The organism is Methylobacterium aerolatum, assembly GCF_022179085.1.
GTDB classification, from domain to species: domain Bacteria; phylum Pseudomonadota; class Alphaproteobacteria; order Rhizobiales; family Beijerinckiaceae; genus Methylobacterium; species Methylobacterium aerolatum.
Genome location: NZ_BPQE01000017.1, coordinates 97,171 through 109,711, shown reverse-complemented (window position 1 = coordinate 109,711; position 12,541 = coordinate 97,171). Strand labels below are relative to the sequence as shown.

Sequence of the window (12,541 nt, the reverse complement as noted above, 5' to 3'; positions counted from 1 at the left end):
ACGTGTCCAAAATGTCCACCCGCATCACTCGCCCGCCGGCAGCGCCACGGCGCCCCCGCGCCGGTCGCGGCGCGCCTGCCACCGTTGGCGCAGGCGGTCGAGGGAGAGGTACACGACGGGGGTGGTGTAGAGGGTCAGGATCTGGCTCACGATCAGGCCGCCGGCGATGGCGATGCCCAGCGGCTGGCGCAGCTCCGCCCCCTCCCCCGTCGAGACGATGAGCGGGACGGCGCCGAGCAGGGCCGCGAGCGTCGTCATCATGATCGGCCGGAAGCGCAGGAGACAGGCCTCGCGGATCGCATCCACCGGATTCGCGGCGCGGGTGCGCTGCGCGTCGATGGCGACGTCGACCATCATGATCGCGTTCTTCTTCACGATGCCGATGAGCAGGAACACGGCGATGAGGGCGATGATGGTGAACTCCGTGCCCGTGACGAGGAGCGCGAGCACCGCGCCGACGCCGGCCGACGGCAGGGTCGAGAGGATGGTGAGGGGGTGCACGAAGCTCTCGTAGAGGATCCCGAGCACCGCGTAGACCGCCAGGATCGCGGCGAGGATCAGGAGGGGCTGGCGCGACGCGGAGGCCACGTAGTTCTTGGCCGCGCCGGCATACTCTCCGTGGACGCTCGCGGGCAAGCGCAGGTCCGACATGGCCTTCTCGATGGCCGCCGTGGCGTCGGACAGGCTCTTGCCGGGGGCGAGGTTGAACGAGATCGTGGTGGCCACGAACAGGCCCTGGTGGCTGATCTGCACCGGGGCGCTGCCCGTCTCGAACCGGGCGAAGGCCGAAAGCGGAACCATCGTCTCCTTGGCCGACGAGACCGGCGCGCTCGACGAGGCGCCGCCCTTGGAGGCGGCCAGCGCGTTGGAGGAGGCGTTGCGGGCGGAATCCGAGGCGATGGCCGCCGCGTTCGCGCTGGCATCCGTGCTGGCGGTGGAGGTGGCGGCGGTGGCCGCCGCGAGCGCTCCCGCCGTGCCGCTCCCGACGGCGCCGGACCCCGAGGCGGCGCCCGCCGTGGCGGTGCCGCCGGCGGCGGCGTTGGTGTTGACCGTCCCGCCCGCCGAGACCGTCCCGGCCACGGCGTTGGTGGTGGCCGAGCCCTTGGCGTTGCCCCCGGAGGTCGAGACGAAGATCCGCTTGATCGTCTCCGGCGTCTCCAGGTAGCGCGGCGCGATCTCCATCACGACGTGGTACTGGTTGAGCGGGTTGTAGATGGTCGAGACCTGCCGCTGGCCGAAGGCGTCGTAGAGGGTCTGGTCGATCTTGTCGGGGGTGATGCCGTAGCGGAAGGCCGTCGCCCGGTCGATGACGATGCGGCTCTCCAGGCCCCCGTCCTGCTGGTCGGAGGTGACGTCGGCGAAGGTCGGGTCCTTCTGCAGGGCCGCGAGCAGCTTCGGCGCGGCGGCGTTCAGCTCCTCCGGGGTGTCGCCCTGCAAGGTGTATTGATACTGCGCGAAGCTCTGGCGCCCGCCCATCTGCAGGTCCTGCCGGGGGAAGACGTAGAGCCGCGCCCCGGCGACCCGGGCGAGCTTCGGCCGCAGGCGGCCCGTCACCGTGCTCATCGAATCCCGCTGCCCGAGGGGCTTGAGGCCGATGAAGACGTTGGCCGAGTTGGTCCCCCGCCCGCCGGTGAAGCCGACGACGCTCTCCACCGCCGGGTCGGCGCCGACGATCCGCGTCGCCTCGGTCAGCTTCTTCTCCATGGACTGGAAGGAGATGCGCTGGTCGGCCTGGATGCCGCCCATCATCTGCCCCGTGTCCTGCTCGGGGAAGAAGCCCTTGGGTACGATGATGTAGAGGTAGACGTTGAGCCCCACCGTCGCGAGGAGGCTCAGGAGCACGAGGCGCGGGTGGCGCAGGGCGATGTCCAGCGTGCGGGCATAGGCCGAGAGCATCGCCTCGAACCCGCCCTCCAGGGCGCGCACCAGGATGTTGCGCCGCTTCGCCTCGCCGCCCGCGCCATGCCCCTCGCGCTTGAGGAGCCGCGCGCACATCATCGGCGTGGTGGTGAGCGACAGGACCAGCGAGATCAGGATCGCCAGCGACAGGGTGACGGCGAATTCCTGGAAGATGCGCCCGACGAGGCCGCCCATCAGCAGGATCGGCAGGAACACCGCGATGAGCGACAGGCTCATGGAGATGACGGTGAAACCCACCTCCCGCGCGCCGATCAGCGCCGCCTGGAGCCGGGGTTTGCCCTCCTCCACATGGCGCTGGATGTTCTCCAGCACGACGATGGCGTCGTCCACCACGAAGCCCGTGCCGATGATGAGCGCCATCAGCGACAGGATGTTGAGGGAGTAGTTCAGGAGGTACATCACCGAGAAGGTGCCGACGATGGAGATCGGCACCGCCACGGCGGGGATGAGCGTCGCCCGGCCCGAGCGCAGGAAGCCGTAGACCACGAGGATCACGAGGCCCACCGCGACGAGGAGCGTCTCCTCCGTGGCCGCGAGCGAGGCGCGGATGGTGCGGCTGCGGTCGCCCGTGAGCTTGATGTCGATGCCGCCGGGCAGCGCCGCCGTGATCTGCGGCAGGGCGGCCTTCACCCCGTTGATCGTGTCGATGACGTTGGCGCCGGGCTGCTTGTAGACGAACAGCAGCACGCCGGGCTTGCCGTTGACGATGCCGAGGTTGCGCTTGTCCTCCACCCCGTCGAGCACTTGGCCGACATCGGTGAGCTTCACCGCCGCGCCGTTGCGGTAGGCGACCACGATGTCCTTGTAGTCGGCGGCCTTGCGGCCCTGGTCGTTGGCGTAGAGCTGGTAGCGCCGGGGCCCGACGTCGATCTCGCCCTTGGGCGAGTTGGCGTTGGCCGAGGCGAGCGCCGCGCGGATGCCCTCCAGGCCGATGCCGTAGTTGAACAGGGCCGTCGGATCGAGCTCCACCCGCACCGCCGGCAGGGACGAGCCGCCGACGTCCACGTTGCCCACGCCCGGCAGCTGCGACAGCTTCTGCTGCACCACGGTCGCGGCGGAATCGTAGACCTGCCCCCGGGTCAGGGTGTCCGAGGTCATGCCGAGGATGATGATCGGCGTCTCGGCGGGGTTGAACTTCCGGTAGGTCGGGTTCTGGCGGAGCGCGGTGGGCAGGTCGGCCCGGGCGGCATTGATCGCCGCCTGCACGTCGCGGGCGGCGCCGTCGATGTCGCGGTTCAGGCCGAACAGCAGGACGATGCGCACCGTGCCGAGCGAACTCGTGGACGTCATCTCGTTGACGTCGGCGATGACGCCGAGCCGCCGCTCCAACGGCGCGGCCACCGTCTGCGCCATGGTCTCAGGCGACGCCCCGGCCATCTGCGCCTGGACGAGGATGACCGGAAAGTCGATCTGCGGCAGCGGCGCCACCGGCAACCGCAGGAACGCGAAGATCCCGGCCAGCAGCACGCCGATGGTGAGCAGCGTCGTCGCGATGGGGCGGCGGATGAAGGGGGCCGAGATGTTCACACGCGACCTCCCTTCCCTCCCCCCTCTGCGGGGGAGGGTGGCCCTTGCGTCAGCAGGGGTCGGGAGAGGGGAGCGACGGTGCCGGAAGGATCGCGGCCGAGCCGCGCATCGACGGCCTTCCCGACCCTATCGAGCACAGCGCCGAGGTTCATCAGCACTTGCTCGTTGGGAAAGCGCAGGACTTCGAACCCTTGAGCCTTCAGCCACGCATCACGCTTGGCATCACGCCGACGGCGCTCCTCCGTCTCATGGGGCTCACCGTCGAGTTCGACGATCAGACGCGCGGAGGGACACAGGAAATCCGCGATGAACGGCGGGATCGGGGCCTGCCGGCGGAACTTTAACCCGTGAAACCGCCCGGCGCGGACCTGCTGCCAGAACAGATCTTCCGCCTTCGTCCGTTCCCGGCGCTGGGCCTTTGCAAAATCGCGCAGGCGTGGCGAAACGGGCTCGAAGCGGCGTCCGGCAGGACGGGCAGAGCCAGGTCCGGAAACCGGGTTCCCCTCTCCCGCCCCCCTTCGGGGGCCACCCTCCCCCGCAGAGGGGGGAGGGAGGGCGTGGTGCTCCCTCACCGCACCACCTCCCCACCCTCAAGCCCACGCCCCCGCCCCCGCCCCCGCCCGGCGAGGCGGCGCTCCAGGCGGTCGAAGGCGAGGTAGATGACCGGGGTGGTGAACAGGGTCAGCACTTGACTGACGATCAGGCCTCCCGCGATGCAGATGCCGAGCGGCTGGCGCAGTTCCGAGCCCACCCCCGTGCCGACGATCAGCGGCACCGCCGCGAACAGGGCGGCCAGCGTCGTCATCAGGATCGGCCGGAAGCGGAGCAGGCACGCCTGGAAGATCGCCTCGCGCGGCGCCATGCCGTCCTCGCGCTCGGCCTGGAGCGCGAAGTCGATCATCATGATCGCGTTCTTCTTCACGATGCCGATGAGCAGCACGATGCCGATGATCGCGATGATGTCCAGCGACAGCCCGAACAGCATCAGCCCGAGCAGCGCCCCGATCCCGGCCGAGGGCAGGGTCGAGAGGATCGTGATGGGGTGGATGAAGCTCTCGTAGAGCACGCCGAGCACGATGTAGACCGTCACGATGGCGGCCATCACCAGGAACAGCTCGTTCCCCAGCGCCGACTGGAAGGCGAAGACCGAGCCCTGCGGCACCACCCGGAACGACGGCGGCAGGTTGATCGCGGCCTTGGCGGCGTCGATCGCCTCCACCGCCTGGCCCAAGGCTGCGCCGGGGGCGAGGTTGAAGGACACGGTGGTGGCCGGGAACTGGCCGAGGTGGGAGATGAGCAGCGGCGCCCGCCTCTCCGTCACCCGGGCGACGGAGGCCAGCGGCACCTGCCCGTTCGTCGCCGTGGAGGAGGGCAGGTAGATGCCGTTCAGGCTCTCCAGCGTCCTGTGCAGGTCGGGGTCCGCTTCGAGGATCACCCGGTACTGGTTGGACTGGGTGAAGATCGTCGAGATGATGCGCTGGCCGAAGGCGTCGTAGAGGGCGTTGTCGATGGTGGCGGGCGTGATGCCGTAGCGGCCCGCCGTCGGCCGGTCGATGGTGACGTAGGCGGCGAGCCCCTGGCCCTGGTGGTCGCTCGTCACGTCGGCCACCGCCGGAGAGGCGGCGAGCGCCGCCGTGAAGCGCGGCACCCAGGTCTCGAAATCCTCGAGGTTCGGGCTTTCCAGGATCACCTGGTACTGCGTCGCCGAGACGGCGGTGTCGATGGTCAGGTCCTGGACCGGCTGCATGTAGAGCCGGATGCCCGGCTCGGAGGCGGTCGCGGCGCCGATCCGCCGGATGATCTCGCTCGCCGTGGCCGTGCGCTCGGCCCGGGGCTTGAGGTTGATGAGCATCCGGCCGGAATTCAGCGTGACGTTCTGGCCGTCGACTCCGATGAAGGAGGACAGGCTCGCCACGTCCGGGTCCTTCACGATGATCGCGGCGAGCCGCTGCTGCCGCTCGGCCATGGCCCCGTAGGAGACCGACTGGTCGGCCTGGGTGATGCCCTGGATCACCCCCGTATCTTGCACGGGGAAGAACCCCTTCGGAATGACGACGAACAGGTAGGCGGTGAGCGCCACGGTGCCGAGGGTCACGAGGAGCGTCAGGCCCTGGTGGTCGAGCACCACGTTCAGCGCCCGGCCGTAGGCCTCGATCGTGCCCTCGATGGCCCGGCGGCCCATCCGCGACAGCGGCCCCTCCCGGCGCGCGCCGCGTGCCGCCTCGGGGACGTGCTTCAGCAGCCGGGCGCAGAGCATCGGCACCAGGGTCAGCGACACCACGGCCGAGATGACGATGGTGGCGGCGAGCGTGATCGCGAATTCGTGGAACAGGCGGCCGACCACGTCGCCCATGAACAGCAAGGGGATCAGCACCGCGATCAGCGAGACGGTGAGCGAGATGATGGTGAAGCCGATCTCGCGGGAGCCCTTCAGGGCCGCCTCCAGGGGTGAATCCCCGTCCTCGACGTGGCGGGCGATGTTCTCGATCACTACGATGGCGTCGTCCACCACGAAGCCCGTGGCGATGGTGAGCGCCATCAGGGACAGGTTGTCGAGGGAGAAGCCGTAGAGGTCCATCACCGAGAGGGCGCCGATCAGCGAGAGCGGCACCGACAGGCTCGGGATCAGCGTCGCCGAGAGGCTGCGCAGGAACAGGAAGATCACGAGCACGACGAGCGCGATGGCGAGGCCGAGTTCGAATTGCACGTCCTCCACCGAGGCGCGGATGGTGGTGGTGCGATCGGTGAGCGGGACGACGCTCACCGCCTGGGGCAGGCTCGCCTGCAACTGCGGCAGCAATTGCTTGATCTTGTCCACGGTGGCGATGACGTTCGCCCCCGGCTGGCGCTGGATGTTGAGGATGACGGCGGGCGTCTCGTCGGCCCAGGCGCCGAGCTTGGTGTTCTCGGGCGCGTCCACCACGTCCGCGACGTCGGACAGGCGCACGGGGGCGCCGTTGCGGTAGGCGATGATCGCCTGGTCGTAGGCCTTCGGGTCGCGGATCTGGTCGTTGGCGTTGATCGCGTAGGACTGCTTCGGCCCGTCGATCGTGCCCTTGGGCGTGTTGACGTTCAGGTTGGTGATCGTCGTGCGCAGGTCGTCGATGTTGAGGCCGTAGGCCGCGAGCTGGCGGGAGTTGAACCGCACCCGCACGGCCGGGCGCTGGCCGCCGGAGATGCTGACGAGGCCGACGCCCGCCACCTGGCTGATCTTCTGGGCGAGGCGCGTCTCGGACAGGTCGCGCACCTGCGTCAGCGGCAGGGTCTTGGAGGTGAGCGCCAGCGTGAGCACGGGCGCGTCGGCGGGGTTCACCTTGGCGTAGACCGGGGGCGCCGGAAGGTCGGACGGCAGCAGGTTGCCCGCCGCGTTGATCGCGGCCTGGACCTGCTGCTCGGCGATGTCGAGGGGGAGGTTCAGGTTGAACTGGAGGGTGATGACCGAGGCGCCCGCCGAGGATTGCGAGGTCATCTGGTTGAGGTTGGCGAGCTGGCCGAACTGCCGCTCCAGCGGCGCCGTGACCGAGGAGGTCATCACCTCCGGCGAGGCGCCCGGATAGAAGGTCTGGATCTGGATCGTCGGGTAATCGACCGACGGCAGGGCCGAAACCGGCAGGTTCAGGTACGACACCCCGCCGACGATCAGGATCGCCAGCATCAGGAGCGTGGTGGCGACCGGGCGAAGGATGAAGAGACGGGAGGGGTTCATGGGTGGCGCGCCCGCGCTGGCCCCAGCTCGTCATTGCGAGCGAAGCGAAGCAATCCAGGGACGCGGGACATCACCGAACGGCGTGCTGCCCAGGATTGCTTCGCTGCCGCTCGCAATGACGGGGAGCGCTGATGGAGCGTTCCAAACCCGCCCATCACTGCGACTGCCGGTGCCGCCTGCGCCCGCCCTGCTGCGAAGCGCCTTCGGGAGCCGCGTCCTTGCCCGCCGCCTCGGAGCCGGGTCCGGAGGGGCTCGCGGCCTGGGCCGCCTTGCCGTCCGCGTTGGCGGCCTGCGCCCCTTCCGTGACGCGCACCTTGGCGCCGTCCTTCAGCCGGTCGGTCCCGTCCGTCACCACCCGGTCGCCGGGGTTGAGGCCCGAGAGCACCACCGTGCTGGTGCCGTCCGTCTCGCCGGTCTTGATCGGCCGGACCGAAACCTTCTCGTCCCCGTCCATCAGGTAGACGTAGGCGCCGGGGCTGCCGTGGAGGATGCCGCCGTTCGGCACCAGGGTCGCGCCCCTGATCGTGTCGACGGTGAGCTTGGCGTTGACGAACTGGTTCGGAAACAACTCCTCGTCGCCGTTGTCGAACAGGGCGCGGAGCTTCACCGTGCCGGTGGTCGTGTCGATCTGGTTGTCCACCGTGTCGAGCTTGCCGGTGGCGATCTCGTGGGCGTCGCCCCGGTCGTAGGCCTTCACCGCGAGGCTCGCCCCCGCCCGCACCCGGCGCATGACCCGGGCGACGTCGTCCTCCGGCAGGGTGAACACCACCGAGATCGGGTGCAGCTGCGTCACCACCACGATCGCCGTGGAGGCGGCGGAGATGTAGTTGCCCTGGTCCACCTGACGCAGGCCGACCCGGCCGTCCACCGGCGAGGTGATGCGGGTGTAGGCGATGTTAAGCTTCTGCTGGTCGACCAGCGCCTGGTCGGCGGCGACGGTCCCCTCGTTCTGCTTCACCAGGGCCGCCTGCGTGTCGACGTTCTGCTTCGAAATCGAATCCTGGCGGTTCAGGGTCTGGTAGCGCTGGAGGTCGAGCTTCGAGTTCTGGAGCAGCGCCTGATCCCGGGCGAGCTGCCCCTGGTACTGGGCGAGCAGCGCCTCGTAGGGGCGGGAGTCGATCTGCACGAGGGGATCGCCCGCCTTGACCATCTGGCCCTCGCGGAACTTGATCTCGGTGAGGTAGCCGCTGATCTGCGACTTCACCGTGACCGTGGCCAAGGGCGTCACGGTGCCGAGGCCCTGGAGCACCACCGGCATGTCGCCGGTCGTGACGGTGGCGATGCCCACCGCCTGGGGCATGTCGAACCCGCCGCGCTTGCCGCCGTGGCGGCCGCCGCCGGGGCCGGCCGCCTGCTGCTCGGACTTCTGGCTGCGGGCGTCGTACCAGCGATGCGCCACGGCGCCCACCGCCGCGAGGGCGACCAGCAGGATCAGCCAGCGAATCGGGCGGAAGCGACGCCGTGTGCGCACCGGAGACGGGGCGGGCCCCGGCTCGTAGGCGCGAGCGGTGTCGGTTCGGATCGGCGAACTCTCGTTCATGCCAGACTCAAGCACATCCCGGTCATTCCGCCCATCCGCAGCGACGCCGCGACGACGGTGGACCGTCCCTCATTCCGCGCCGCCCTCAGCGGCGAAGATCGAAGCCCAAAGAGCTAGGCTTCCATTGAGCCACCTCTAGGGCGAGGACGTTTCGCGGGTATTGCTGACCTCGGCGCCGTAGAAACGCAGGACGTCGCGAAACGCCTCATCCGTCGGCAGCGGCGGATTGGCCACCCGGAGCGCGAGGCCGAGACCGGCGAAGAGGGCGGCGAGGAGCACGGCGCGCGTCACGGTAACGGACCTCCCCCGGGTCTCCCGGGCATGGGACGCCGCTCTAGCCGCCGGACAGGGAAAGGGCCACCGGCTTCTTCAGCCGGTGGCCCTCACCTTTGACCGAGACTGCGAACGCCGTGGGCGGAGCGAGGGGGCAGAGCCCCGCCAACCGCGTTCTGCGTCCCGGCCATGGGTCGAACCTATTCCCCGTGTGATGAATGTCAACAATCGTCAGTCGTTCGGCCCGGCCGGCGGCGCGGGACTGTGCGCGACCGCACATTCCGTCGCTTTCCCCGTTCGTGCTAGACGCCGCCGATGCTCGTGAGCCCCCGACGCGTGCCGGCATGAACCCGGTCTTCGACGCCCTCCCCACCACCGTCTTCGAGACGATGTCGCGCCTCGCGCAGGCGCACGGCGCGATCAATCTCGGCCAGGGCTTCCCCGACGATCCCGGCCCCGCCGACGTCCGCGAGGCTGCGGCACGCGCGCTCGTGGACGGGCCGAACCAGTACCCGCCGATGATGGGCCTGCCGGCGCTGCGCCACGCGATCGCCGCGCATTACGCCCGCCATCAGGGCCTCGCCCTCGACCCCGACACGGAGGTGATGGTGACCTCGGGCGCCACGGAGGCGCTGGCCGGCGCCCTGCTGGCGCTGATCGAACCCGGCGACGAGGTGGTGCTGTTCGCGCCCATGTACGATGCCTACCTGCCGCTGGTGCGGCGGGCGGGCGGCGTACCGCGGATCGTCAACCTCGCGCCCCCCGCCTTCCGCCTGGACGAGGCGGCGCTGGCCCAAGCCTTCTCCGACCGGACGAAGCTCGTCCTCCTCAACAATCCGCTCAACCCGAGCGCGACGCTGTTCGGCCGGGACGACCTCGCCCTCCTCGCCCGGTTCTGCTGCCGCCACGAGGTGATCGCCCTGTGCGATGAGGTGTGGGAGCACGTGGTGTTCGACGGCGCCCGGCACCTACCGTTGATGGCCTTCCCCGGGATGCGCGAGCGCACGGTGAAGATCGGCTCGGCGGGCAAGATTTTCTCGCTGACCGGCTGGAAGGTCGGCTTCGTCACCGCCGAGGCCCGGCTGATGCGGGTCCTCGCCAAGGCGCATCAGTTCCTCACCTTCACCACCCCGCCGAACCTCCAGGCGGCCGTGGCCTCCGGGCTCGCCAAGGACGAAGCGTGGTTCGAGGCGATGCGCGCCGGCTATGCCCGCTCCCGCGACCGGCTGGCCGCCGGGCTGGCCGTGCGAGGCTTCACAGTGCTGCCCGCGGCGGCGACGTGGTTCCTCAACATCGACATCCGGCCCCTCGGGGCCACCGACGACGTCGCCTTCTGCGAGGCGCTGGTGACCCGCCACGGCGTCGCGGCGATTCCGGTGAGCGCCTTCTATCCGGACGGAGGGATGCGTCACCTCGTCCGCCTGTGCTTCGCCAAGGCCGACGGCACCCTGGATGCGGCCCTCGACCGGATGGCCGGGGTCGCGCGGCAGGCCGCGTGAAACCGGGTTTGTGGGGTCCTTGCGGGGAACCAGGGGCGCGGCCACATCGTCGTCCATGACGATGACCTTCGAGACCTTTCCCCCGCGGGATTTCCCGCACAAGGCCGGCCCCCGTCCGGCCGACGCGGCCTTCGCGGCCCTCGACCTCGGCCGCGAGGCTAGCCTCGCGCGCCTCGAAACGCTGGCGCACCTGATGGACACCGCCTTCGTCATCCCCGGCATCAACCGGCGGGTGGGCTTCGACGCGCTGATCGGCCTCGTGCCGGTGATCGGAGACGTGGCCGGCATGGTGATCTCGTCCTTCATCGTCTACGAGGCGCGCCGCCTCGGAGCCCCACGCTGGCTGATCGGCCGCATGGCGCTCAACGTTGCCTTCGACGGCCTCGTCGGCGCGGTACCGCTGGCGGGCGACATCTTCGACGCCGCCTTCAAGGCGAACCGCCGCAATGTCCGCCTGCTCCGCCGCTGGCTGGAGCGCAGCGGCAGCGTCCGCCCCACCGAGATCGAGGGCACCGCCACCCGCATCTCCGGGTGAATGCGGGTGTCCGGAGGGCGACCCCTCTGGCGGATGCAGGGTCGAGCCCTGCATCCTCAGGGGCGTTACCCCTGGACCCCGCCAAAGGGCTCGCCCTGTGGGATCCCTTGACTTCGACCGCGGCCCCGGCAAGTCCCAGGGTATGAACGAGGCCTCCCCGCCACTGCACGGCACCACCGTCGCCACGCCTCTGCCCGGGGCGCAGCCGATGCCGCTGCGCCCGGACGAGCGGCCCTCGCCGGGGCCGGAGCCGGTGCCGCCGGGAGCGCCGGTCATCCGCGGCGGCCTGTCGCCGCTCAACCGGCGGCGGCTCGCCAACTTCCGGGCCAACCGGCTGGGCTACTGGTCCTTCGCGGTCTTCGCCCTTCTCTTCGTCGTCAGCCTCTTCGCCGAGTTCATCGCCAACGACCGGCCGCTCCTCGTCTCCTACAAGGGCGAATGGCTGGTGCCGGTGCTGGTCGATTACCCCGAGGAGAAGTTCGGAGGCTTCCTCGCCGTCACGGATTACCGCTCGCCGGAGATCCGCAAGGAGATCGCGGAGAACGGCTGGGCGATCTGGCCGCCGATCCCCTTCTCCTACGACACGATCAACGAGAACCTGCCGACCCCCTCCCCGTCCCCGCCGACCTGGATGCTCACCGACGCCCAATGCCAGCCCGTGGCCGAGCGGCTGGGCGGCAAGGGCTGCGCCGACATTCCGTGGCACTGGCTCGGCACCGACAACACCACGCGCGACGTGCTGGCGCGGGTGATCTACGGCTTCCGCATCTCCGTGCTGTTCGGGCTGATCCTGGCGGCGGTCTCCTCCGCCATCGGCGTCGTCGCGGGTGCCGTGCAGGGCTATTTCGGCGGCTGGGTGGACCTCGCGTTCCAGCGCTTCATCGAGGTCTGGGGCGGCATCCCGACCCTGTACCTGATCATCATCATCTCGGCCTTCATCGCCCCCGGCTTCTTCGTGCTGCTCGGGATCATGCTGCTGTTCTCGTGGGTCGCCCTGGTCAGCGTCGTTCGGGCGGAGTTCCTGCGCGCCCGGAACTTCGAATACGTCCGCGCCGCCCGGGCGCTCGGCCTCTCGAACTTCCGGATCATGCGGGTCCATCTGCTGCCGAACGCCATGGTGGCGACGCTGACCTTCCTGCCCTTCATCCTCAACGGCTCGATCACCACGCTCACCTCCCTGGACTTCCTCGGCTTCGGCCTGCCTCCCGGCTCGCCCTCCCTCGGTGAGTTGCTGGCCCAGGGGAAGGACAACCTGACGGCGCCGTGGCTCGGGCTCACGGGCTTCGTGGTCATCGCCGCGATGCTGAGCCTCCTCGTCTTCGCGGGCGAGGCCGTGCGCGACGCCTTCGACCCCCGCAAGACCTTCGCCTGACGCCGCGAGGCGCGCCGGCCGGTCACGATCGCGCGTCGAATCGAGCCGAATTGACGCAGCCGGCGGCCCGCGCTGGGGTCAATCCGGTTGCGCGCGATTGTCCAGCACAACGTTGCAACTTGTAGTGGATTTTACGCTTCGGATACCATTGTGCGTGTCGGCATCCGGC

The 12,541-nt window shown here is 69.7% G+C and carries 8 protein-coding genes; 3 read left to right on the top strand and 5 right to left on the bottom strand.

The annotated features are described in order from the left end of the window. Nucleotides 1-24 precede the first annotated feature (24 nt). The 5 genes from MFF06_RS12410 to MFF06_RS12390 form a co-directional block, all read right to left on the bottom strand. Nucleotides 25-3,447 carry an efflux RND transporter permease subunit gene (locus MFF06_RS12410; protein WP_238204205.1) on the bottom strand — a complete coding sequence of 1,141 codons (3,423 nt, stop codon included), beginning with the start codon at nucleotides 3,445-3,447 and terminating at the stop codon, nucleotides 25-27. Next, entirely contained in the window at nucleotides 3,444-4,019 is a 576-nt protein-coding gene (locus tag MFF06_RS12405; RefSeq protein ID WP_238204203.1) for an endonuclease domain-containing protein, read from the bottom strand. The genes MFF06_RS12410 and MFF06_RS12405 overlap by 4 nt, the downstream gene beginning before the upstream one ends. After that, nucleotides 4,016-7,153, bottom strand: coding sequence for an MdtB/MuxB family multidrug efflux RND transporter permease subunit (locus tag MFF06_RS12400; RefSeq protein WP_238204201.1), 3,138 nt, complete (start codon nucleotides 7,151-7,153; stop codon nucleotides 4,016-4,018). Before MFF06_RS12400 ends, MFF06_RS12405 begins: the two co-directional genes overlap by 4 nt. 154 nt (nucleotides 7,154-7,307) lie before the next feature. Then, the gene (locus MFF06_RS12395) at nucleotides 7,308-8,693 is read right to left on the bottom strand and encodes an MdtA/MuxA family multidrug efflux RND transporter periplasmic adaptor subunit (protein WP_238204199.1); all 1,386 of its coding nucleotides are present in this window, start codon (nucleotides 8,691-8,693) and stop codon (nucleotides 7,308-7,310) included. A gap of 135 nt (nucleotides 8,694-8,828) precedes the next feature. Continuing rightward, nucleotides 8,829-8,984, bottom strand: a complete 156-nt coding sequence (locus MFF06_RS12390) for a hypothetical protein (RefSeq protein ID WP_238204190.1) — start codon at nucleotides 8,982-8,984, stop codon at nucleotides 8,829-8,831. 326 nt (nucleotides 8,985-9,310) lie between these two features. On the opposite strand from MFF06_RS12390, the gene MFF06_RS12385 reads away from it, so the two are divergent. The 3 genes from MFF06_RS12385 (at nucleotide 9,311) to MFF06_RS12375 (ending at nucleotide 12,372) form a co-directional block, all read left to right on the top strand. Then, nucleotides 9,311-10,465 carry an aminotransferase gene (locus MFF06_RS12385; RefSeq protein ID WP_238204188.1) on the top strand — a complete coding sequence of 385 codons (1,155 nt, stop codon included), beginning with the start codon at nucleotides 9,311-9,313 and terminating at the stop codon, nucleotides 10,463-10,465. Nucleotides 10,466-10,520: 55 nt separating this feature from the next. Continuing rightward, nucleotides 10,521-11,000: a DUF4112 domain-containing protein gene (locus MFF06_RS12380; RefSeq protein ID WP_238204187.1), complete on the top strand. Its 480-nt coding sequence runs from the start codon at nucleotides 10,521-10,523 to the stop codon at nucleotides 10,998-11,000. Between the two features lie 208 nt (nucleotides 11,001-11,208). Further along, entirely contained in the window at nucleotides 11,209-12,372 is a 1,164-nt protein-coding gene (locus MFF06_RS12375; protein ID WP_370876551.1) for an ABC transporter permease, read from the top strand. Nucleotides 12,373-12,541: the final 169 nt, after the last annotated feature.

Excerpts from the sequence above, each read along its gene's own strand:
- MFF06_RS12400 (WP_238204201.1), bottom strand. The coding sequence starts at position 7,153 with ATGAACCCCTCCCGTCTCTTCATCCTTCGCCCGGTCGCCACCACGCTC.
- MFF06_RS12395 (WP_238204199.1), bottom strand. The coding sequence starts at position 8,693 with ATGAACGAGAGTTCGCCGATCCGAACCGACACCGCTCGCGCCTACGAG.
- MFF06_RS12385 (WP_238204188.1), top strand. The coding sequence starts at position 9,311 with ATGAACCCGGTCTTCGACGCCCTCCCCACCACCGTCTTCGAGACGATG.
- MFF06_RS12380 (WP_238204187.1), top strand. The coding sequence starts at position 10,521 with ATGACGATGACCTTCGAGACCTTTCCCCCGCGGGATTTCCCGCACAAG.
- MFF06_RS12375 (WP_370876551.1), top strand. The coding sequence starts at position 11,209 with ATGCCGCTGCGCCCGGACGAGCGGCCCTCGCCGGGGCCGGAGCCGGTG.